At 65.2% G+C, this 22,487-nt stretch carries 21 protein-coding genes, 1 tRNA gene and 1 pseudogene; 9 read left to right on the top strand and 14 right to left on the bottom strand.

Annotation, left to right across the window (positions count from 1 at the left end; genetic code table 11):
- Positions 1 to 146: 146 nt before the first annotated feature.
- Positions 147 to 593: a hypothetical protein gene (locus E1J61_RS09375; protein WP_243736818.1), complete on the bottom strand. Its 447-nt coding sequence runs from the start codon at positions 591 to 593 to the stop codon at positions 147 to 149.
- A gap of 401 nt (positions 594 to 994) precedes the next feature.
- Here E1J61_RS09375 and E1J61_RS09370 point away from each other — a divergent pair.
- From E1J61_RS09370 to E1J61_RS09355, 4 genes and pseudogenes are all read left to right on the top strand, one after another.
- A pseudogene (locus tag E1J61_RS09370) lies at positions 995 to 1,138 on the top strand (cyclic pyranopterin monophosphate synthase MoaC); the annotation flags it as partial.
- 156 nt (positions 1,139 to 1,294) lie between these two features.
- Complete coding sequence (gene hmpA, locus E1J61_RS09365; RefSeq protein WP_133093790.1) at positions 1,295 to 2,506, top strand: NO-inducible flavohemoprotein; 1,212 nt, start codon at positions 1,295 to 1,297, stop codon at positions 2,504 to 2,506.
- A 237-nt stretch (positions 2,507 to 2,743) separates the two neighbouring features.
- Positions 2,744 to 3,184: a hypothetical protein gene (locus E1J61_RS09360; RefSeq protein ID WP_133093789.1), complete on the top strand. Its 441-nt coding sequence runs from the start codon at positions 2,744 to 2,746 to the stop codon at positions 3,182 to 3,184.
- A gap of 16 nt (positions 3,185 to 3,200) precedes the next feature.
- Positions 3,201 to 3,707, top strand: coding sequence for a hypothetical protein (locus tag E1J61_RS09355; RefSeq protein ID WP_133093788.1), 507 nt, complete (start codon positions 3,201 to 3,203; stop codon positions 3,705 to 3,707).
- Position 3,708: 1 nt separating this feature from the next.
- Here E1J61_RS09355 and E1J61_RS09350 read toward each other — a convergent pair whose 3' ends face one another.
- From E1J61_RS09350 to recA, 8 genes are all read right to left on the bottom strand, one after another.
- Positions 3,709 to 5,517: a PglL family O-oligosaccharyltransferase gene (locus E1J61_RS09350; RefSeq protein ID WP_133093787.1), complete on the bottom strand. Its 1,809-nt coding sequence runs from the start codon at positions 5,515 to 5,517 to the stop codon at positions 3,709 to 3,711.
- 93 nt (positions 5,518 to 5,610) lie between these two features.
- On the bottom strand, positions 5,611 to 6,126 hold the full coding sequence (locus E1J61_RS09345) for a pilin (RefSeq protein ID WP_133093786.1): 516 nt from the start codon (positions 6,124 to 6,126) through the stop codon (positions 5,611 to 5,613).
- A 319-nt stretch (positions 6,127 to 6,445) separates the two neighbouring features.
- Positions 6,446 to 7,141 carry a TerC family protein gene (locus tag E1J61_RS09340; protein ID WP_133093785.1) on the bottom strand — a complete coding sequence of 232 codons (696 nt, stop codon included), beginning with the start codon at positions 7,139 to 7,141 and terminating at the stop codon, positions 6,446 to 6,448.
- A 252-nt stretch (positions 7,142 to 7,393) separates the two neighbouring features.
- On the bottom strand, positions 7,394 to 8,275 hold the full coding sequence (gene sucD / locus E1J61_RS09335; protein WP_062796940.1) for a succinate--CoA ligase subunit alpha: 882 nt from the start codon (positions 8,273 to 8,275) through the stop codon (positions 7,394 to 7,396).
- A gap of 101 nt (positions 8,276 to 8,376) precedes the next feature.
- Positions 8,377 to 9,543, bottom strand: a complete 1,167-nt coding sequence (gene sucC, locus E1J61_RS09330; protein WP_133093784.1) for an ADP-forming succinate--CoA ligase subunit beta — start codon at positions 9,541 to 9,543, stop codon at positions 8,377 to 8,379.
- Between the two features lie 91 nt (positions 9,544 to 9,634).
- Positions 9,635 to 10,342, bottom strand: coding sequence for a DUF2889 domain-containing protein (locus E1J61_RS09325; RefSeq protein WP_133093783.1), 708 nt, complete (start codon positions 10,340 to 10,342; stop codon positions 9,635 to 9,637).
- Between the two features lie 207 nt (positions 10,343 to 10,549).
- Positions 10,550 to 11,017, bottom strand: a complete 468-nt coding sequence (gene recX / locus E1J61_RS09320) for a recombination regulator RecX (RefSeq protein ID WP_133093782.1) — start codon at positions 11,015 to 11,017, stop codon at positions 10,550 to 10,552.
- A gap of 95 nt (positions 11,018 to 11,112) precedes the next feature.
- Entirely contained in the window at positions 11,113 to 12,168 is a 1,056-nt protein-coding gene (gene recA / locus E1J61_RS09315; protein WP_133093781.1) for a recombinase RecA, read from the bottom strand.
- A 239-nt stretch (positions 12,169 to 12,407) separates the two neighbouring features.
- Between recA and E1J61_RS09310 the strand changes: the two genes are divergently transcribed.
- From E1J61_RS09310 to E1J61_RS09290, 5 genes are all read left to right on the top strand, one after another.
- On the top strand, positions 12,408 to 13,097 hold the full coding sequence (locus tag E1J61_RS09310; RefSeq protein ID WP_116317177.1) for a response regulator transcription factor: 690 nt from the start codon (positions 12,408 to 12,410) through the stop codon (positions 13,095 to 13,097).
- 78 nt (positions 13,098 to 13,175) lie between these two features.
- A complete protein-coding gene (locus E1J61_RS09305; protein ID WP_133093780.1) occupies positions 13,176 to 14,747 on the top strand; it encodes a sensor histidine kinase in 1,572 nt (523 codons plus the stop codon).
- Positions 14,747 to 15,076 (top strand): DUF4212 domain-containing protein, encoded by a 330-nt coding sequence (locus tag E1J61_RS09300; protein ID WP_133093779.1) that lies wholly within the window; start codon positions 14,747 to 14,749, stop codon positions 15,074 to 15,076. Before E1J61_RS09305 ends, E1J61_RS09300 begins: the two co-directional genes overlap by 1 nt.
- Positions 15,077 to 15,327: 251 nt before the next feature.
- A complete protein-coding gene (locus E1J61_RS09295) occupies positions 15,328 to 17,025 on the top strand; it encodes an MFS transporter (RefSeq protein ID WP_133093778.1) in 1,698 nt (565 codons plus the stop codon).
- A 139-nt stretch (positions 17,026 to 17,164) separates the two neighbouring features.
- Positions 17,165 to 17,241 (top strand) — tRNA-Met (locus E1J61_RS09290).
- 98 nt (positions 17,242 to 17,339) lie between these two features.
- On the opposite strand, the gene E1J61_RS09285 is transcribed toward E1J61_RS09290, so the two are convergent.
- From E1J61_RS09285 to E1J61_RS09265, 5 genes are all read right to left on the bottom strand, one after another.
- Positions 17,340 to 18,080 (bottom strand): GntR family transcriptional regulator, encoded by a 741-nt coding sequence (locus E1J61_RS09285; RefSeq protein WP_133093777.1) that lies wholly within the window; start codon positions 18,078 to 18,080, stop codon positions 17,340 to 17,342.
- A 135-nt stretch (positions 18,081 to 18,215) separates the two neighbouring features.
- Entirely contained in the window at positions 18,216 to 19,247 is a 1,032-nt protein-coding gene (locus E1J61_RS09280; protein ID WP_133093776.1) for a tripartite tricarboxylate transporter substrate binding protein, read from the bottom strand.
- A 76-nt stretch (positions 19,248 to 19,323) separates the two neighbouring features.
- Positions 19,324 to 20,358: an Ldh family oxidoreductase gene (locus E1J61_RS09275; protein ID WP_133093775.1), complete on the bottom strand. Its 1,035-nt coding sequence runs from the start codon at positions 20,356 to 20,358 to the stop codon at positions 19,324 to 19,326.
- Positions 20,355 to 21,290: a hydroxyacid dehydrogenase gene (locus tag E1J61_RS09270; protein ID WP_133094209.1), complete on the bottom strand. Its 936-nt coding sequence runs from the start codon at positions 21,288 to 21,290 to the stop codon at positions 20,355 to 20,357. Before E1J61_RS09270 ends, E1J61_RS09275 begins: the two co-directional genes overlap by 4 nt.
- Entirely contained in the window at positions 21,290 to 22,465 is a 1,176-nt protein-coding gene (locus E1J61_RS09265; RefSeq protein WP_029048820.1) for a UxaA family hydrolase, read from the bottom strand. Before E1J61_RS09265 ends, E1J61_RS09270 begins: the two co-directional genes overlap by 1 nt.
- Positions 22,466 to 22,487: the final 22 nt, after the last annotated feature.

Here is a 22,487-nt window from a genome sequence, read left to right as displayed (position 1 = left end):
TTTACAGCCCTCACGGCAATTGTTGGACTGGTCTGCATTTCCCGTAACCATTGAGAACCGGTCTGGGCAATGGCGGCATAGCAGTGATCGACCGTAGCAATGGTGACCGTTGCAATGCTAGTCATTGGCCGACCGATGGGTATCCGCTATTCGTCAAGCTCATCCACTGTCGTCGAGGTGAAGTCGGCAGTGACAATCAAGGCCGAACGGTAACGTGGTTTTGTGATGGAAAGATAACACGACCGAAGCATTCCAGCCGACGCCATCGTTAGCAGAGACTGAAATTCACTTGGGGATAGGTCGATAACGGCCTGTAGCACCGGCTTGACAGCAATGATTGCGCCAATCGATGGCACTTCCCTCTGACCGACGACCGGGTTCGCATTGACATAGGCCATGATGGAAAACTGCGAAGTTCCTGCTACCGGTTCGGTGAGTTCACCCTCGATGTGTAGGGTAAGCATAGTCACCCGTTCTGGCGGCAATGATCGAGGTCTGTCAGCGCGAATACTCAGGCTGGCGCGAAGCTGTTTAATGTCGCCGTAACGCGGTAGCAGTTCGTCGCGTCTTTTTTTCCTAAGTGGGCGTGACATGGGCCGTCTCCCTTCCAATGACGAGAATGTGAACTGGCTTACGGTCGCACGACTGTGATAACCATTGGGGACATATGGAAGCGGACGACGCAGCAGTCGGTTTACCGGTCGTAATGCAATGTTGGACCGATCTGCATTGCATGCGCTGCGCCTATCGGGACCGGCGTGGGCATCAATGGAACACTACCGACTGTAGCGGCGACCGCGCCGCCGATAGACACTATCGCAAACTGCAACGTCATCTCGTAAACTTATGACTGGCGTTGGTGCGATTGCTCCATTTGCGCTCCAACGCCGTTCCACTTGATCAACCGGATTGGTCAAGATCGAAGGTCAAGCCTAAAGTCACGTTAGTGATCACTCTCACTACTAAACCCTATTGATGGGCACTTAGACGCATGGCGCTGACCGGCGTGCAGGTGGCGCTGCTGACGATCTACGACATGTGCAAGGCGGTGGACCGGGGGATGGTGATCGGCAACGTGAAGCTGCTGGAAAAGCATGGCGGCAAGTCGGGCGACTGGGTGGCGGCCGCCGGCCAGTGAGCGGCCTGGCTGCAGCGCCCGTGGATCGGCACGCGCCAAACGGCAATCGCGGCACCTAGACTAGACATTGCTCAGGGCAGCCGGAAACGCGCTTCGCGCCCGCATGGACCCAGCGTCCCCGCCTGGCTCCCATCACCTTGCCAAAGGAGACACGCAATGCTGACGCAGAAGACAAAGGACATTGTGAAAGCCACCGCGCCGGTATTGGCGGAACACGGCTACGACATTATCAAGTGCTTCTATAAGCGCATGTTCGAAGCGCACCCCGAACTTAAGAATGTGTTCAACATGGCGCATCAGGAACGGGGCGAGCAGCAGCAGGCATTGGCGCGGGCGGTCTACGCGTATGCGGAGAATATCGAAGACCCGAGCAGCCTGATGGCCGTGCTGAACAACATTGCCAACAAGCACGCGAGCCTGGGCGTCAAGCCGGAGCAGTACCCGATCGTCGGCGAGCATCTGCTGGCGGCCATCAAGGAAGTCCTGGGCAGCGCAGCGACCGAGGAAATCATCTCAGCGTGGGCACAAGCCTATGGCAACCTCGCCGACGTCCTGATGGGCATGGAAAGCGCGCTGTATGAAGGTTCGGCCGAACAAACCGGCGGCTGGACCGGGTGGCGGTCCTTTGTGGTCCGCGAGAAGCGCCCGGAGAGCGGCGTGATCACGTCCTTCATCCTTGAGCCGGTCGACGGCAAGCCGGTAGCCAACTTCAAACCCGGTCAGTACACCAGCATTGCCGTCGACGTGCCCGCGCTAGGCCTGCAGCAAATCCGCCAGTACAGCTTGTCCGATATGCCGAACGGGCGCAGCTATCGGATCTCGGTCAAACGGGAAGGCGGCGGCACCCAGCCTCCTGGCTATGTTTCAAACCTGCTGCACGATCACGTCAATGTCGGCGACGAGGTAAAGCTGGCTACGCCGTATGGGAGTTTCCATATCGACGTCAACGCCAAGACGCCCATTGTGCTGATCAGCGGCGGCGTGGGGCTGACACCGATGATCAGCATGCTCAAGACCGCGCTGCAGGCGCCGCCGCGGAAGGTCGTCTTCGCGCATGGCGCCCGCAATAGTGCAGTGCATGCCATGCGAGACAAGCTGCGCGAGGCGGCAAAGACCTATGAGAACTTCGAACTGATCGTGTTCTATGACCAGCCCCTGCCTGAGGACGTGCAAGGGCGCGACTACGATTATGCGGGGCTGGTCGACGTCAAGCTGATCGAAAAGTCGATCCTGCTGCCCGACGCGGACTACTACATCTGCGGCCCGATTCCCTTCATGCGCATGCAGCATGATGCACTGAAGAATCTTGGCGTCCATGAAGCGCGCATTCATTACGAGGTGTTTGGTCCGGACCTGTTTGCCGAATAGGCCGGCACGCATGGACGCATCCGGGAACGACGGACTTGTCATGCCGCGCCAGTTCACGGCGTCCGGCCAGTCTGTCGTTCCTCGGTAATAAAGGTAACGCCACATTTCCACATGCGCCGCCGCAGCGCCTGCGCACGACAATTTGGTATTCAATACGATTGCGGGCCGGCGCATGTCGCGGCCGGCTGCCACTGCCCGCGGCGAGCCTTTCGGCCACGCGGGGGAAAGGTGAATACCATGAACGGGCGCAAGCTCTGCCAGCTGGTACTGGCACTGGCGGCCACGGCCGCAAGCGGCGCCGCCCTTGCCGGGCGAGCCGATTTCCACAATGCCGGCTGGCATGACGCGGACACACGCGGCGGCATGATCAAGACGCGTGTCGGCGTGGGCTTCTATTTCGGCCCCAGCGTCGTGTTCGGCGGCTACCCGTATTACTACCCTGCCTACCCTGCGCCCTATTACTACCCGGCTCCGGCCGTCGCCGTGCCGGCCGAGCCACCTCAATACGTCGAGCAGGGCCCCAACGGGCCGGTGCCAGCCCCGGGGCCCGAGCGGTCTGTACCGCAGGACCAGGGCTGGTGGTACCACTGCAACGAGCCGGAAGGCTACTACCCCTACGTGCAATCGTGCCCGGGAGGCTGGCAGCGAGTGCCGGCCCAGCCGCCGGCCAATTACTGACAGCGTGGAGCACAGCATGCGAGTCCTGACCCGCGCCACGTTTGCCGTGGCGACCCTGACACTCGGCGCCTGCGTCGTGATGCCTTCCGGCCCCAGCGTGATGGCGTTGCCGGGCACCGGCAAGAGCTTCGACCAGTTCCGCGCCGACGACTACAACTGCCGCCAGTTCGCCTTTGGGCAGGTCGGCGGCGTGACTTCCTCGCAGGCGGCCAACAACGCGGCAGTCGGCAGTGCGGTAGTGGGCACCGCGCTGGGCGCTGCGGCTGGTGCAGCCTTTGACGGCGGATCGGGCGCGGCGGTCGGCGCGGGCCTGGGCCTGCTGACAGGCGCCGCGGTCGGCGCGGGCAACGCGCAGTACGCGGGTTACGGCACGCAGCGGCAATACGACGCCGCCTACGTGCAGTGCATGTATGCCAGCGGCAACCGCGTGCCAGTACCGGGGCGGGTGGCGGCTGCGCCGGCTCCTGCGCCGCGGTACTACTATGCGCCGCCCCCCCCGGCCTACTACGTGCCCTACTACTAGGTCAGTTGCGTCCCCACGCGGAGAACCGGCGCGAGCGATCGGTGACCCAGGCGCAGAACGCCTGCGGGCGCTCGCCCTCGGACAACTCGCTGCATGCCTTGGCGATCTCGGCGTATTGCGTCGCTTCATCGCCCAGGTAGTACCAGCGCAACCGTTCCATCCACAGGCGGCCCTGCGCGGCATCGCCGGTCAGCGCGAGCAGCCACGCCGTGCGCCCGATCATCGTGGGAGTCGGCAGCAGGTGCACGGCGGCGATATGCCCCGGCAGCAATTGCGCTGCATTCTGCGGCGTGATGACGGCCTGCCCGACGGCATCGGCCTGCGCATGCTGGCGGAACCAGAAGCGCGGCATCGGCAAGGTGTTGCGGGTTTCGCTGGCGGCGTATTCGCGTGCTTCGGCGCGGCGGTAGTCTTGCCACATGGTCGCCAGGATGGCGACGGCAAGCGCAATGCAGGCCACGTTGAGACCCTTCGCCACACTGGCCGGGACGCGCCATGGTCCGGCGGCGGCAGGCTCGAGCCAGCCCAGCAGGAAACAGAACGGCAGGAAGAAATACAGGTAGTGCAGGGGGTATTCCAGCATCGAATGCGCGCAGAGCATCGCCAGCCACGTCAGCATCAGCACCGCTTCACGGCGCTCGCCGTTTTCTGCCTGCCAGAGCCGCGCCCGCACCACGCGCCATAGCCACGCTGCGAGAATCAGCGCGACGCCGAGCGTGCCCGCGACGCCGGTCTTGGCCAGCAGATCCAGCACAGCGTTATGGGCATGCAGGGACATCTCCACCTTCACGCCGACCTGCGGCAACTGGGTGAATTGCGCCCAGCCGAATTCGCCCCAGCCGACACCGAGCCATGGATGCGCGCGGAACATCGCCAATGCATGCGACCATAGCGCACCACGTGCGGACATCTGGTCTTCGGCTTCCAGTTGCGCGATGGTGTCGAACAGGCGCCAGTCGAGCAACTGGCCGGCGGCGCGGATCGCTGGCTGCAGCACCAGCAGCATCATGATCATGGCGGCCGCGGCCACCAGCAGTCCGGTCGTGCGCAGCATCGGATCCGCCTCGCGCGGCGTGTCGCGTGCCAGCCAGGCAGCGACCAGCGCGTAGAGCGCGGCAAGACCAACATGCAGCACGCCGGTGCGCGATCCCGATAGCACGATGCCGCTCTCCAGCAGTGCTACCGCTACCAGCCACATCGGGAAACGCAGCCTGCCGCGCGATGCCAGCCAGACTGACGCAACCAGTGCGAGGCCGTGCACGGTGGCCTGGTGATTGGGCTGGTTCAGGTTGCCCCACAGGCGGCGGTTGTCGTCGTAGAAGTAGGTGGAAACGAGGCCGAAGGTGCTGCGCTCGAGATGGAAGAGCTGGACCCACTGTGTGACGGTGCCGAGCAGGCCGGCGATCAGGAAGGCGATGGCCAGGGTGTCGCCGGCGTTGAGCGTCTCGGATGCTTGACTGCGGCGGTATGACCATGCGGCGCATGTCACGGCTGCGCCGAGGAACAGTGACAGGACAGTGAGGGTCGCGCTGCCGGTGATATCGGCGTGACCGAGGGCGGTGCGCATCAGACCGACGGCGGCGAGCCAGAAGAACAGCAAGGCTACCCACGGCAGCAAGATCGTCGCAGATGCCGCTGGGGTGGCGGGCTTGCGGAGCGACAGGAACGCAACCAGGGCCAGCGCGCAGCACGCGGCGGTCCATTCGCCGTAGAACGTCGCGAGTGGGAGCGTATGCCGGGAGACTAACAGCGGGAAGACGATTGCTGCGATGAGAGCAGCCGCGGGGAGATTTGTCCGGGACGGCGGCATTGAGGCGCCTGGTTTGGGGAAAGGCGCATCATAGCGTGCGCGCCGGGCAAAGAAAAAGCGCCCGAAGGCGCTTTTCCATCACGATCTGAAAAATTACGTGCGGCAGCTTGCCGGAGCGAAGTTGCCAGCCAGTGAGCCCGCTGCCGTAGGTGCCGGGCCCGGAACCGGCAGGGTTGACGCGGCCTTGGCCGCGGAGAAGCATTCCCAAGTCACAGAACCACCAGCCGGAACCGTGCCGACTGCGAGATTGGCTGCGGCAGCGGAAGGAACGAGCACAAGCGTACCGCCACCTGCACGTGCGGAATAAGTGATCGTGATTTCTCCAGTAGCAGCAGTGATAACAATACTGGTGACGTTTTGAGTAGCGGCAGGAGCGGTCCACCCACTAGCAAAGGCGACCCCGCTTGCAGCGTTTTCTGTGACCGCAGTTTTTGCCGAAGCTGCAAGTGCCATGCCTTCAGTAACACGAGAACGAACCAAGTAGTCCTGATAAGCCGGAATCGCAATCGCCGCCAAGATACCAATGATCGCCACCACGATCATCAGTTCGATCAGCGTAAAGCCCTTCTGGACACGACGGCCCAGTTTCTTCAGTTGTACCCGTTGCATGATTTGACCCCTCGAAGAGATTTTGGTTAAGCGTTGCACGTCTTCGGTTTCGTGACGCGGGGCCTATTCAGCAGTAAGCGTGCCAGCCATATCCCCCGTCCGTAGGGGGCAAAAAGCGACAAATTCCGTCACCCGGCAGCGGAAAGGCCCTACGCATGCGCCAAATTTTGTCACCTGGCGGCGCTACCACCTGCCGAAGCGACAAAATGTGCGATCACTCACATGAGTTAGTTGGATATCCCACCGACAGGGACGTCTGCCAGGAGAGCAACAAAAAAGGCGGCCACCCGGCCGCCCTTCCCTGCGATGCAATACCCCGTCAGGCCGTCTGCGCCTGCCGGCGGCTCAGCAGCTTGCCGATGATCACCACCAGGATCGCGCCTGCGGCACCGAATACCAGGTGAGCGTGCGGCACGTGGACTTCGAACCAGGCCGCATCGACCGGATCGCTGACCAGCATCTCGCCAGCCAGGTAGCCCAGCAGCGCCGCGCCCAGCACGATGATGACCGGGAAGCGCTCCATCACCTTGAGCAGCAGCGTGCTGCCGAACACGATCAGCGGGATCGACAGGCCCAGGCCGATGATCAGCAGCATCAGCTGGCTGCCTTCGGGGCCCTTCTGCGCGGCGGCGGCCACGGCGACCACGTTGTCGAGCGACATCACCAGGTCGGCGATCAGGATGGTGCGGATGGCGGCCCAGATATTGTCCTTGCCGTCGTGGCCTTCCTCGTCGTCATCGCCGGTCAGCAGTTGCACGCCGATATAGACCAGCAGCACGGCGCCGACGATCTTCAGGTACGGCAGGCTCAGCAGCTTGACCGCGGCCACGGTCAGCACCACGCGCATGATGATGGCGGCGGCGCTGCCCCAGAAGATGGCCTTCTTCTGTTGGGCGGGCGGCAGGTTGCGCGAGGCGAGCGCGATCACCACCGCGTTGTCGCCGGACAGGACGATGTTGGTCAGGATGATCGATCCCAACGCAATCCAGAAAGTGGTGGAAGACAGCAGTTCCACTGGGAGGCTCCTCGAGTTCTATGTGGTGGCGGTTTTATGTACTGGCGCGCCCCGTCATCCGACGGGTGTTCGGATGTCTGAAAGCGCAGACATGACTGTTTAACCCACGAACCTTTCGATTACATTTCAATCCTGTAATCTTTCGGGGCTTTCACGGCGCCGGGATCACCCGCTGCAAAAACAATGCCCCCGCCGATGGCGGGGGCATCACTAGTCTGTCATTCCCGCCCCAGCGGGAACGGCAAGCAGACCTTACAGCATCGCCTTCAGCAGGCGGCCCATCTCCGACGGGTTCTTGGTCACCTTGATACCGCAGGCTTCCATGATTTCCAGCTTGGCCTGGGCGGTGTCGGCACCGCCCGAGATCAGCGCGCCGGCGTGGCCCATGCGCTTGCCCGGAGGCGCGGTCACGCCAGCGATGAAGCCAACCACCGGCTTCTTCATGTTGTCCTTGATCCAGTTGGCCGCGTTGGCTTCGTCCGGACCGCCGATCTCACCGATCATGACCACGGCGTCCGTTTCCGGATCGTCGTTGAACATCTTCATGACGTCGATGTGCTTCAGGCCGTTGATGGGGTCGCCACCGATGCCGACAGCCGACGACTGGCCCAGGCCCAGCGCGGTCAGCTGGCCCACGGCTTCGTACGTCAGGGTGCCCGAGCGCGACACCACGCCGATGCGGCCCTTCTTGTGGATGTGGCCCGGCATGATGCCGATCTTGATTTCGTCCGGCGTGATCAGGCCCGGGCAGTTCGGCCCCAGCAGCAGGGTCTTCTTGTTCTCGCGGCGCATGCGGTCCTTGACTTCCATCATGTCGCGCACGGGGATGCCTTCGGTAATGCAGACCACCAGGTCCAGGTCGGCATCAACGGCTTCCCAGATCGCGGCAGCGGCGCCTGCGGGCGGCACGTAGATGACCGACACGGTCGCGCCGGTCTGGGCCTTGGCGTCCTTGACGCTGGCGTAGATGGGAATGCCTTCGAAGTCTTCGCCTGCCTTCTTGGGGTTCACGCCTGCGACGAAGGCGTTCTTGCCATTGGCGTAGTCGCGGCAGCCACGGGTGTGGAACTGGCCGGTCTTGCCGGTGATGCCCTGGGTGATGACCTTGGTGTCTTTGTTGATCAGAATCGACATGCTGTAATCCTTTGCTTTTCTACGAGCGGCGCGCGCGGGAGCTCAATAAAGAGCGCCAGCGCACCGCTCGCGTTCGCGTATGGTTGCGTTCGTGCGACGGCTTACTTGCCAGCGGCAGCGGCCACCACCTTCTGGGCGGCTTCTTCCATCGTGTCGGCCGAGATGATGGGCAGGCCCGACTCGGCCAGCATCTTCTTGCCGAGGTCTTCGTTGGTGCCCTTCATGCGCACGACCAGCGGCACCGTCAGGTGCACGGCCTTGGAAGCGGAGATCACGCCTTCGGCGATCACGTCGCAACGCATGATGCCGCCGAAGATGTTGACCAGGATGGCCTGCACGTTCTTGTTGCTCAGCATCAGCTTGAAGGCTTCGGTCACCTTCTCGGTGGTGGCACCGCCGCCCACGTCGAGGAAGTTGGCCGGCTCGCCGCCGAACAGCTTGATGGTGTCCATGGTGGCCATGGCCAGGCCGGCGCCGTTCACCAGGCAGCCGATGTTGCCGTCCAGCGAGATGTAGGCCAGGTCGAACTTCGAGGCTTCGATTTCGTTGGCGTCTTCTTCATCCAGGTCGCGGTAGGCGACGATTTCCGGGTGACGGAACAGCGCGTTCGAGTCGAAGTTGAACTTGGCGTCCAGCGCGATGACCTTGCCGTCGCCGGTCAGGATCAGCGGGTTGATTTCGGCCAGCGAAGCGTCGGTGTCGTAGAACGCCTTGTACAGGCCTTGCAGTGCCTGGCGGGCTTGCGCCACGCTCGCGTCGGGCACGCCGATCTTGCGGGCGATGTCATCGGCGTCAGCGTCGGTCAGGCCGGTCGACGGCTCGATGATCAGCGTGTGGATCTTTTCCGGGGTGTGGGCAGCGACTTCTTCGATGTCCATGCCGCCTTCGCTCGACGCCATCAGCGCGATCTTCTGCGACACGCGGTCCACCACCAGCGAAACGTACAGTTCCTTCTTGATGTCGGCGCCTTCTTCGATCAGCAGGCGGTTGACCTTCTTGCCTTCCGGACCAGTCTGGTGCGTGACCAGCTGCATGCCCAGGATGTTCGAGGCGTATTGCTTGACCTCGTCCATGCTCTTGGCAACCTTGACGCCGCCGCCCTTGCCGCGGCCACCCGCGTGGATCTGCGCCTTGACAACCCACACCGGGCCGCCGAGCTGTTCTGCGGCCTTCAGGGCCTCGTCAACCGAGAACGCGGGGATGCCGCGCGGAACCGGCACATTGTATTTGCGCAGGATTTCCTTGCCTTGATACTCATGGATATTCATGCGTGTTTCCTTTCGGGTAGGCGTAAAAGGTAGAAGGGAGAAATCTGAAAAAGGAGACGAACTCTCTCGTCTGGTTGGCTGATCCTGAGAATCAGCCGGAAGTGCCGGTTGGCCTGTCGGCCGGGACAGCGTCGTTGCCGTCGTCGTTGGCTTGACCACCGCGGTCGCCATTGGCCACGGCGGGCGCCCGAGGCGCGGTTGCGACGGCAGGTGCGGCCTCGGCCCTTGCCTTGGGCCTCGGCTGGTGACCATACCAGCGCGGGTAAAACTCACGAACCACCTCGCCGTCGAAACGCAGCGCGTGGCAGCCGTGCAACTGATAGGGCGGCTCCGGATTCGGATCGTCCTCGCCGTTGTCGCGGATACTGATGACTTCGCCGGCAAACGCCTGGATCGCGGTGCTGGGCAGCACGCCGGCGGCTTCGGTCAGGTGGGAACAGCCGTTGATGCCGGCCAGGCGCTCGCGCACGGCCTTGCGGAAGCCCTTGCGCAGGTTCAGCCCGATCAGCTTGCGGTAGGCCGGGCCGATGGTGTCGCACTGCGACGGGTACGGCACCCAGTCGGAGCACGCCTCGGCATCCAGCACCGTCATGTCCTCGTTGATCGTGACGCGCAGCCACAGGTCGTGCAGGGGCTGGCCTACCGGGCGGATACGGTCGCCGGCAAGTGCGATGTCGCGGGGCTTGGTGTCGGTCAGGCGCACCTCGACATCCCACAGGCCGTCCTCTCTCTGGTACGCCTCGGCCGTAATGGCACGGCGATGGCGCAAGGAGCGGTTGACGGGCTGGGACAGAGGCATGGCCAGGCTGGAATACTGGGGGCTTGGGAACGGCGGCGCCGGAGCACCGAATAACCCGGGGAGTTTAACATGCCGCGCTGGTTTGCCCGGGAACATCCTTGTGCGGCGACTGTCGCGCCGCATTGTCGGGCAACGGCGCGCCAATGACACCCTGACTGCAGTGCAGGTAATGAACCGACGAATGCGGATACTACCGCACACAGACGCTCAGTCGTCGTCGCCGTACGCTTCGTCAGCGCCCTGGATGATCTTGCTGACCACCGCCCGGGAGAATCCCCGCGCCACCATGAATCGGATCTGCCTCGCACGTGCCTCCGGCGTATCCGGCGGCACGCCGAAACGCTTGCGCCAGACCTCGCGGGCCCGCTCGGTCTCGGTGGCGCGCAGCCTTTCCTGCAGTTCGCCCAGCTGTTCGCTGTCCAGCTTGTGGGTCTTGGCTTCCTGCATCACCCTGGCCGCGCCATAGCGGGCGCCGCGGCGATGGACCAGGCTGTCGGCAAAGCGCTGGTTGGACAGCCAGTTCTCGCGCTCGAGCGCATCGAGCAACTGCTCGAGCTGTTCCGGCGATTCGGCATGGGGCGCCAGCTTGCGCGCCAGCTCGGCGCGGCTGTGCTCGCGGCGCGACAGGTAGCCGACGGCGCGGGCCTTCAGGGACAGGGGGGGACGCGTGGCCATTGAGGTCGTGAAGTTTCCACCGTGGGCCTAAACAAAAAGGCCGGCGCATCGGCGATGCCCCGGCCCTTCCGGTTGCTCCAGCGGCGGGCTGGCGCTCAGTCTTCCAGCACTTCGGCCGGCACGACGTTGGTCGGCGCCACACCCAGCGCGGCACGCACCTTGTTCTCGATCTCTTCGGCGATGTCCGGGTTCTCGCGCAGGTATTCGCGCGCGTTGTCCTTGCCCTGGCCGATCTTGTCGCCGTTGTAGCTGTACCACGCGCCCGACTTCTCGACGATCTTGGCGTCCACGCCCAGGTCGATGATCTCGCCCTGGCGGGAAATGCCCTGGCCGTACAGGATGTCGAAGAAGGCTTCGCGGAACGGCGGCGAGACCTTGTTCTTGACCACCTTGACCTTGGTCTCGTTGCCGATGACGTCGTCGCCCTTCTTGATCGAGCCGATGCGGCGGATATCCAGGCGCACCGAGGCGTAGAACTTCAGCGCATTGCCGCCGGTGGTGGTTTCCGGCGAGCCGAACATCACGCCGATCTTCATGCGGATCTGGTTGATGAAGATCACCAGGCAGTTGGTGCGCTTGATGGTGCCGGTCAGCTTGCGCAGCGCCTGGCTCATCAGGCGGGCCTGCAGGCCGGGCAGCGAGTCGCCCATTTCGCCTTCGATTTCAGCCTTGGGCACCAGCGCCGCCACCGAGTCGATCACGATCAGGTCGATCGAGCCCGAGCGCACCAGCGCGTCGGTGATTTCCAGCGCCTGCTCGCCGGTGTCCGGCTGCGAGATCAGCAGGTCGCCGACGTTCACGCCCAGCTTGCCGGCGTAGCTGACATCCAGCGCGTGCTCGGCGTCGATAAAGGCGCAGGTGCCGCCCAGCTTCTGCATTTCGGCCACGACCTGCAGCGTCAGCGTGGTCTTGCCCGACGATTCCGGACCATAGATCTCGACCACGCGGCCGCGCGGCAGGCCGCCGACGCCAAGCGCAATGTCCAGGCCGAGCGAACCGGTGGAGACCACCTGGATGTCCTTCTCGACCTCGCCGTCGCCCAGGCGCATGATCGAGCCCTTGCCGAACTGCTTCTCGATCTGGGAGAGCGCGGCGGCAAGCGCCTTCTGCTTCTCGGCGCTCACGCCCGCACCTGCCTTCTTGTCGTCCATGGTCGTCCTTGAATCAAATGGTGTATAAATAGGCCGCATGTGGCGCGGCACCGGCTTTTGCCGGCTCCGGCGCCGGCCCGGCTGTCTGCGCGGCCGCCATTCCGGAAGCATCACTCAGGAAGCATCCCGGGCGGCCCCAGCGGAATGTGCGGGTACTGTATAAAAAAACAGTATGCTTGGCAAGCCCCATCGCGCCCATTCCGCGGGCGTCCGGCTATGCCGGCCAGGCGGAGACAACCATGCGTATTCTGATCGCCGAAGATGACGACACGCTGGCCGATGGCCTGACGCGCTCGTTACGTCACTCTGGCTATGCCGTCGACCATGTTGCCGACGGGCTCGGTGCCGACTCCGCCCTGTCGACCCAGACCTTCGACCTGCTGATCCTGGACCTGGGACTGCCGCGCATGTCCGGCCTTGAGGTGCTCAAGCGCCTGCGCGCCCGCGGCGCGATGCTGCCGGTGCTGATCTTGACCGCGGCCGACAGCGTCGACGAGCGCGTCAAGGGCCTGGACCTGGGCGCCGACGACTACATGGCCAAACCATTCGCGCTGTCCGAACTGGAAGCGCGCGTGCGCGCACTGGTGCGCCGCGGCGCCGGCGGCGGCGCCACGCTGATGCGGCACGGGCCGCTGGCCTTCGACCAGGTCGGCCGCATCGCCTACCTGAACGAACAGATGCTCGACCTGTCGGCGCGCGAGATCGGCCTGCTGGAGATCCTGCTGACGCGCTGCGGCCGGCTGGTGTCCAAGGAACAGCTGGTCGACCACCTGTGCGAGTGGGGCGAGGAAGTCAGCAACAATGCCATCGAGGTCTACGTGCACCGCCTGCGCAAGAAGATCGAGGTGGGCGGCATCCGCATCGCCACGGTTCGCGGCCTGGGTTATTGCCTGGAAAAATTCCAGCCGGCCGTGGCCGCGCAGCATTGACGCCACCATTGACGCGGCCCGCACCTTAGCCCCGCCCTTGCAGGCGAGCACGACCGCACCCGAGCGACCACCGTCGAGATGAGCCTGCTGCAACTGCCCTGGCGGCGCGCGCACCGCGCCGTGCCACCACCCTCCCATACCACGCCTGGCACGCCTGGCACGCCTGGCACGCCCGGCACCGACCAGGAACTGGCCGACGCACTGCCTCACCTGGAGGAAAGCACCGCCACGCCCGCGCCACGCTCGCTGTTCGGCGAGATCCTCGACTGGATGCTGGCGCCGCTGCTGCTGCTGTGGCCGATGAGCATCGCGGTGACCTACCTGGTGGCCAAGTCGATCGCCAACGGCCCGTTCGACCGGGCGCTGGAAGCCAGCGCCATCGTACTGTCGCAGCAGCTGCGCGAGGTCAACGGCCGCGTCACGCTGCAGCTGCCGCTGTCGGCGCGCGAGATCCTGCGCGCCGACGAGACCGACAATATCTATTACCAGGTAGTCGGCAAGCGCGGCGAGTACATCGCCGGCGACCACGACCTGCCGCTGCCGTCGGAAGAAGACCAGGGCCACGCCGGCCTGGTGTCGCTGCGCGACGACCGCATCGCCGGCAACGATGTGCGCGTGGCCTACACCTACGTCGACCTGCGCAATGTCAGCGGCAGCCAGCCGGTGCTGGTGCAGGTGGCCGAGACGCTCGACAAGCGCGCGCGCCTGGCCAACGAGATCATCAAGGGCGTGATCCTGCCCCAGTTCGTGATCCTGCCGCTGGCGGTGGTGCTGGTGTGGTTCGGGCTCTCGCGCGGGCTGGCGCCGCTGACCGCGATCCAGCAGCGCATCCGCGCACGCAACCCCGGCGACACCAGTCCCATCGACGAACGCGCCGCACCGCAGGAGATCACGCCGCTGGTGGGATCGTTCAACGACCTGCTGGCGCAGCTGGACCAGTCGGTGCAGACGCAGAAGCGCTTTATCGCCGATGCCGCGCACCAGATGAAGACACCGCTGGCGGGGCTGCGCATGCAGGCCGAGCTGGCGCAGCGCGAGCAGTCGCCGGAAGAGCTGCGGCGCTCGCTGGCACAGATCGCCGGCAGCTCCGAGCGCACCGCGCACCTGGTCACGCAACTGCTGTCGCTGGCGCGTATGGAAAACCTGGCCGGCACCGGCGGCATGGGCGAGCTGGACCTGTGCGCGCTGGCGCGCGAGGTGGTCAAGGACTGGCTGCCGCAGGCCTGGGCGCGCGACATCGACCTGGGGCTGGACGCCGCCGACCACCCGGTTACGGTGCTGGGCAACGGGCTGATGCTGACGGAGATGCTCAACAACCTGCTCGACAATGCCATCCGCTATACGCCGCGCGGCGGGCATGCGACGGTGCGGGTCAGCGCCGATGCCTTCGAGCCGTTTGCCTACCTCGACGTGGAAGACACCGGCCCGGGCATCGCGCCGGCCGATCGCGAACGCGTGATGGAGCGCTTCTACCGCGTGCTCGGCACCAATACCGAAGGCAGCGGGCTGGGCCTGGCCATCGTGCGCGAGATCGTGCAGCAGCACGGCGGCGACGTGCAGATTTCCGACCACGTCTACCAGCAATCGCCGCGCCTGGCCGGCGCGCATTTCCGCGTGACACTGCGCCGCCCCACCGAAACCCTGACCTGATGAACGACGCGCCCGCCCCTGACCTCGCCGAAGCACGCCAGCGCCAGAACTGGCACCGCAACCTGCGCTGGATCGTCGGGCTGCTGGCGGTCTGGTTCGTGGTTACCTTCGTGGTAGCGTGGTTTGCGCGCGAACTGCGCTTCGACTTCTTCGGCTGGCCGTTCTCGTTCTGGGTTGGCGCCCAGGGGGCGCTGGTGGTCTACGTGCTGATGGCGGCCCTGTACGCCTGGCGGATGAACCGCGCCGATGAAGGCTCCGACGAAGCTGTCGTGCCCGCCCCCCTGCCTTCGCAGGGTGCCTTGCGCGGGCCGGGCTCCGATGCTGCATAGCGATATGCCGGCGGGCCCGCGCGGCAATGCCATGTGGAGCTAAAGATGGCTGCACCGCAGCATGCGCGGCCCTGAAATCGGCTAGCGTATACCCCGACATTTTTTGGCACTTGTGCGCCGAAATCTGTCAGAACTCAGTAAGTTTCGCGAACCACAATCCTCTGCAACTCAGGCTCCCGGCCAGCGGCACGGGCCTTTTCCGCGATGTTGCCGCGCCTTGCCCGAGATCCATTCCAGACGGAGGAGACAAGATGGCAAACGTGCAAAACGTTGCGGTACCCGGAGGGGGTGCGCAAAACACACCGATGACACACGAGGAGCGCAAGGTGATTCTTGCCTCGTCGCTGGGCACGGTGTTCGAGTGGTACGACTTTTACCTGTACGGCTCGCTGGCGGCGATCATCGCCAAGCAGTTCTTCGCGGGGCTGGATCCGACCTCGGCCTTCATCTTCGCGCTGCTCGCCTTTGCCGCCGGCTTTATCGTGCGGCCGTTCGGCGCGCTGGTATTCGGCCGCCTCGGCGACATGATCGGGCGCAAGTACACCTTCCTGGTGACCATCCTGATCATGGGCCTGTCGACCTTCATTGTCGGCCTGCTGCCCGGCTTTGCCACCATCGGCTGGGCCGCCCCGGTGATCCTGATCATCCTGCGCATGCTGCAGGGCCTGGCGCTCGGCGGCGAGTACGGCGGTGCCGCCACCTACGTGGCCGAGCACGCACCGCACGGCAAGCGCGGGGCGTATACCTCGTGGATCCAGACCACTGCGACGCTGGGCCTGTTCCTGTCGCTGATCGTGATCCTGCTGTGCCGCGAGCTGACCGGCCCGAACTTTGAGGTCTGGGGCTGGCGCATTCCGTTCCTGCTGTCGATCCTGCTGCTGGGGACGTCGGTGTACATCCGGCTGTCGATGAACGAATCGCCGGCATTCCAGCGCATGAAGGCCGAGGGCAAGACCTCCAAGGCACCGCTGACCGAGTCGTTCGCGCAGTGGCGCAACCTGAAGATCGTGATCCTGGCCCTGCTCGGCCTGACCGCCGGGCAGGCCGTGGTCTGGTACACCGGCCAGTTCTACGCACTGTTCTTCCTGACGCAGGTGCTCAAGGTCGATGCCAAGACGGCCAACCTGCTGATCGCCGGCGCACTGGTGATCGGCACGCCGTTCTTTATCTTCTTCGGCTCGCTGTCGGACAAGATCGGCCGCAAGTGGATCATCATGGTGGGCTGCGCGCTGGCCGTGCTGACCTACTTCCCGCTGTTCAAGGCGCTGACCCACTACGCCAACCCGGCATTGGAGCGCGCGCAGCAGACCGCGCAGATCGTGGTGACCGCCGATCCGAAGCAGTGCTCGTTCCAGGGCAGCCCGATCGCCCGCGAGATCGACTTCCGCAGCTCGTGCGATATCGCCAAGCGTACCCTGGCCCAGTCATCCGCCAGCTATGAGGTGGTGGAAGCCCCGGCCGGCACGATAGCGACGGTCAAGATCGGCGACAAGGAAATCAAGGCCTTCGACGCCAAGCTCGCCAATGGCCACAGCTTCGACGACGCCAGCAAGGCGCAGATCGCGGCGTTCAAGAAGGAGGTGAGCGGCGCGATGTCCGCCGCCGGCTACCCGGCCAAGGCCGACCCGGCGCAGATGAACACGATCATGGTGCTGGTGATCCTGGTCATCCTGGTCATCTACGTGACCATGGTCTACGGCCCGATCGCCGCCATGCTGGTGGAGCTGTTCCCGACGCGCATCCGCTATACCTCGATGTCGCTGCCCTACCATATCGGCAACGGCTGGTTCGGCGGCCTGCTGCCCACCATCTCGTTCGCGCTGGTGGCCCAGAACGGCAATATCTACTACGGCCTGTGGTACCCGATCATCATCGCGGCCATCACCTTCGTGATCGGTGCGCTGTTCGTGCGGGAAACCAAGGACGTGGATATCTACGCCCACGACTGAACGGCCGACGGGACGAAACCGTGACCACGACGGCAGGCCGCCCGGCCTGCCGTTTTTTCATGGGTGCTGGTGTCCCGAAAAAACTTCGCACGGGGGTGTTGACAGTGCCGAAAGCCCCTGTATAATCTCAGTCTTCGTTGGCGAATTAGCTCAGTCGGTTAGAGCGACGGAATCATAATCCGCAGGTCCGGGGTTCGAGTCCCTGATTCGCCACCATCTATTTGAAAAGCCGCGTTCTCTTGCGAGAACGCGGCTTTTTGCTTTGGATTGCCAGGCGCGCTGCCGGCACCTCTCGATGCCGGAAGCGTCACGCCCTACGGCTGCGTCAACAGGAACTCATGCCGGCTGGTATCGAGCCGCGACACGCGGTACTCGATCCGCTCGTCGTGGTAGGACGAGGCCACGCGCAGGATCTTCAGCAACGGACTGCCCACGGCAACGCCCAGCAGCTGGTGGTCATCTTCGTCCGCCAGCGCGGAGCGCAGCCGCTCTTCGGTGCGGATGATATTGATGCCGAAGCTATCCTGGTAGAAGTTGTAGAGCGTATTGGGCCGCTCGCGCAATTGCTTCTCCGTCAGGCCCTTGAAGCGCTCTTCCGGCACGGTGATGGCATCGATCATCATCGGCGTGCCTTCCAGCGACAGGACGTTGGCGAAGCGGAACACGGGTTCACCGACGGCCAGCCCCAGGGCGGCCGCCTCGTCCTTGTCGGCCTTCGCGCGCCGGAACCTGGCCAGGCGTACGGTCGGATATTCGCGATGGCCATCCTGGCGCACGATACGGAAGAAGCGGAAGAAGTGATCCTCCTGCCGGTGCGTGGCGACGAAGGTGCCGCGTCCCTGGTGCCGGATCATGATGCCTTCGGCCACCAGCTCATCGATCGCCTTGCGCAACGTGCCGATCGACACGCCAAAGCGCTCGATCAGCTTGCGCTCGGACTGAATGGCTTCTCCCGGCTTCCACTCGCCCTCCGCCAGCGCGGAGAGAATGGCCTGCTTGACGTCCTTGTACAGGACGCCGCCGATCGCACTGGCGGCATCAAATCTGGCACCCACGTTGAAATCCCTGTTCGCTGGCCCGCGCCGCCTTGACGGCTGTGCACAGGCCGATTCATCTAGATAAGCCAGATCATACCGGAGGCCATCTTGCGCCTATCGGCACCTATCGGCGCCTGTCGCGGCCAGCCGGTGCTATTCGGCGCGGATGTGTTTCTCTTCGATCAGCCTTGCCCATCGCGTCACCTCGCCGTTGAAGTATTCGGCGAAGGGGCCGCTGGTCTGCGGCGCCGGGCTGAAGCCGGCCGCCACGATGCGCTCGCGCATCGCGTCGGACTGCAGTATGCGCGCCACCGACGCGGCAACCTTGTCGACGATCGGCCTGGGCGTCCCCGCCGGCATCATCAGGCCGGTCCAGTTCTCGACGATCAGGTCGGGATAGCCCGCCTCGGCCACGGTCGGCACGTCGGGCAGCAGCGGGTGCCGTTCACGTGTGGTCACCGCCAGCGCGCGCAGCTTGCCGCCCTTCACATAGGCCAGCGACTCCGGGAAGTTGGAGAACACCACATCGATCTGGCCGCCGATCAGGTCCGTCATCGAAGGCGCCCCGCCCTTGTATGGCACATGGGTCAGGTTGCCACCGGTCAGGCTTTCGAACAGCGCCAGCGTCAGGTGCGGCGGCGTACCGTTGCCGCTGGAGCCGGCATTGAGCTTGCCCTTCTGCGCCGCGGCGGCCAGGTCCTTCAGCGACTTGACCGGAGAACTGGCCGGCACCACCACCAGCATCGGCGACGAGGCGATGCGCGCCACCGGCACCAGGTCTTTCTGCATGCTGAACGGCAGCTTGGGGAACAGCGTCACATTGGAGGCATGCGTCAGCGTGACCGCGAGCCAGGTATAGCCGTCGGCGGGTGCCTTCGCGACCTGGTCGGCGCCGATGTTCGCGTTGCCGCCGGGCTTGTTGTCGACCACCACGGGCCGCTTCCACTCTTCGGCGAGCTGGTGCCCGACCAGCCGCGCCATGATGTCGGTCAGGCCACCGGCCGCGAACGGCACCACGTAGCGGATCGGCTTGCCGGGATAGTCATGGGCGGGCACCGACGCCTGCGCCGTGCCCTGTGCGGCGGCCGGCGCCGAGGCCAGTCCAGTGAGCGTGGATACTGCGGACAACGCGACAAGCGCGCCGGCTCCGTACCTGAGCGCGGTGCGAATCAAACCTCGAACCATGGTGTGTCTCCGTTTTGTGGTCGCTGGCCCGTTCTTTGCCGGGTCCGGTTTCGTGGTGGGAATCGAATCGAAAACGCTAGGCCTTGCCCTCCTGCACCTCTTCCGCCAGTTCGCCCGCCAGTTCGCGCAGCTCACTGAGCAGGGCCTCGGGGATGTCTATGCCATGGGCCTGCGCGTCGGCCTGCGCGGCATCGCGCCGCGCGCCTGGCAGGCGCGTGCCCTCGTCATCCAGCATTGCCTGCAACAGGGCTTCGACACGTCCGTCATAGGCGTCGGAGCCCGCGAACGCGCCCGGGTCCAGCGCCATGAAGAGCTGGCCGATGCGCGGCCGGTTGCCGGCGTCGGTAAAAAAGGAATCCGCTTCGGCGCCAAAGCTGGCACCTGCCAGCGAGGTCACCAGCAGCTCGACCATCAACGCCAGCATCGCGCCCTTGACGCCGCCGGCGGGCAGCATCGAGCCGCGCAACGCGGCCTGCGCATCGGTCGTCGGCTGGCCGGCTTCGTCCAAAGCCCAACCCAGGGGAATCGGCTTGCCCTGCTTCGCCGCCACCATGATCTTGCCGCGTGCGACTTCGGACAACGACAGGTCGATCACGACCGGCGCGTGGCCCCGGCGCGGAAACACCGCGGCAATGGGATTGGTGCCGAACAGCGGGCGCCGTCCTCCCCAGGCAGGCATTGCTGCGGGCGAGTTGCCCATGGCGATGCCCACCATGCCCGCACGCGCCACCGGATCGAGCGGCAGCGCGGCCGCGCCGAAGTGGTGGCTGTTGGTGACCGCCGCGACACCGACACCGGTCTCATAGGCCCGGCCCATTGCCTCGGCAATCGCCAGGTCGCATGCCGGGAAGGCGAAGCCGCACCCCGCATCGACCAGCGCCGCGCTGGCGCGTGCGCGCCGCACCGTGGGCGTCGCGCGGCCGTCGACACGATCCGCGCGCAGGTGCGCCACATACATGGGTACCCGCGATACACCGTGCGACGCCAGCCCCGCCGCATCGGCACGCACCAGCGCCGCGGCCGTTGCGTCGGCCTGCAGCTGGCTCGCGCCCGCACGCCGAAGCGCGGCGTTGGCGATCCGCTCCACTTGCGTCATCGGCACCCGGGTCATGTCATGTCCTCCAGCGTCTGCCGCACCTGTTGCGCGATCATCATCGAGACCCGCGCATTGGCCTCCTGCGTCACGCCGCCGATATGCGGCGTCAGGATCAGGTTGGGCACGTCGGCGAGCACGCTGCCTGCGGGCAAGGGCTCGTGCTCGAAGACGTCAAGCGCGGCGCCACCGAGATGTCCGTCGCGCAGCGCCTGCGCCAGCGCGGCCTCGTCGACCACGCCGCCGCGGGCAGTGTTGATCAGCACCGCGCCACGCTTCATGCCGGCGATCCGCTGCGCGTCGAGCAGGTGCCGCGTGGCGGCGACCAGCGGCACATGCAGGCTGACCGCGTCGGACTGCGCCAGCAGCGTGTCGAGCGCGGCACTGCGCACGCCGGTGCGGGCCCATACCGGGTCGTCCGCGGCCAGCATCGGATCGAATGCCGCCACCTGCATGCCGAACGCCTGCGCCAGCGCGGCGGCCTGCCTGCCGATGTCGCCGAAGCCCACCAGCCCCAGCGTCTTGCCCAGTGCCTCCCTGCCCTCCGACAGGCGTGCGCGCGGCCACTGCCCCGCGGCCACTTGCGCGCTGCTGCCGTAGGCGCCGCGCAGCAGCAGCGCCGCAGTGGTGACCACGTACTCGGCCACCGAGCGCGCGTTAGCCCCGGCCGCGGGGATCACGCGGATGCCGCGCTCGCGGCAGGCCTCGACATCGATATTGTCGAGGCCGACCCCGAGCCGCCCGACCACGCGCAGCGACGGCGCACCGGCCAGCAGCGCCGCGTCGACCTGCGTGCGGTTGCGCACGATCAACGCCTGCGCGCCGGGCAGCGCATCGAGCAGTTCGGCGCGGCGGTCGACCCAGCCCGGCTCGTAGCGCAGGTCGAAGCCCGCGCGCAGCGCCTGCACCGCGGCATCGTCCATGAACTCGCTGATGCAGATGCGCTTCATCATGCCGACTCGTGGATGCGGGTCAGCACGAACTCGCGGTGACCGAGCGCCTCAGCCGCGGTCCAGCGCCCGTTGACCGTGGCCAGCATGCACTCGAGCAGCTTGTCGCCGGTCTGGTCCAGCGTCAGCTCGCGCTGCAGCAGGCCCGAGCAATCGACATCCATATGCTCGCTCATCAGCCGCACCGTGCGCGGGTTGGCACACAGCTTGATCACCGGCACGATCGGGTTGCCGATCACGTTGCCCTGCCCGGTCGGGAAGAAATGCACCACATAGCCGGCGGCGGCGCACAGCGTGACCATCTCCGCCGCGGCCGACGACGAATCCATGAACCACAGGCCCGGGTGAGTCGGCTCCTCGGCCTTGTCGAGCACGCCGTCGACCGTGCACTTCTTGCCGATCTTCTGGATATTGCCCAGCGCCTTCTCCTCGATCGTGGTGAGGCCGCCGGCGATATTGCCCTTGGTCGGCTGCGACTCCGACAGGTCCGAGGTCTTCCAGCGGTCGATCATGCCCTGGTAGCGCTCGAACATGGCCATGAACTGGTGGCGTACTTCGTCGTTGGCGCAGCGCGCCGCCACGATATGTTCGCCGCCGGTCAGCTCGGAGGTCTCGCCGAAAACCAGCGTGGTGCCGAGCGGATGCAGCTTGTCGAAGGCATTGCCGACGGTCGGGTTGGCGCCGCAGCCGGACGTGGTATCCGACTCGCCGCACTTGGTCGACACCCACAGCTCGCTGATCGGGCATTCCACCCGGTGCAGCGCGGTGGCGTACTGCACGTATTCCTTCGCCGCCTTCGACGCGCGCATGATGGTGTCGTGGTCGCCATGGCCCTCGATGCCGAAGCCGACCACCGGCTTGCCGGTCTTGGCGATGCCGTCGACCACCTTCTTGGTCCAGCCGTCCTCGATGCCGATCACCACCACGGCGGCGACATTGGGGTTGCTGCCCGCGCCGATCAGCGTGCGGAAGTGCAGGTCCAGGTCCGGCCCGAACTGCAGGCGGCCATACGGGTGGGGAATCGCCATGGTGCCCTTGATGGCGACGGCGACCGCCTCGGCGGCGGCGTTGGACAGGTCGTCCAGCGGCAGGATGATGACGTGGTTGCGCACGCCGACGCGGCCGTTGTCGCGGCGGTAGCCCCAGAAGGTGGTGTTTTGATCGATCACGGACATGGCTTGGGTCTCGGGTATGAGT

Origin of the sequence: Cupriavidus sp. L7L (assembly GCF_004353535.1) — a bacterium.
In the GTDB taxonomy this organism is placed as follows: domain Bacteria; phylum Pseudomonadota; class Gammaproteobacteria; order Burkholderiales; family Burkholderiaceae; genus Cupriavidus; species Cupriavidus oxalaticus_A.
This window is presented reverse-complemented; position numbering and strand designations above follow the sequence as displayed.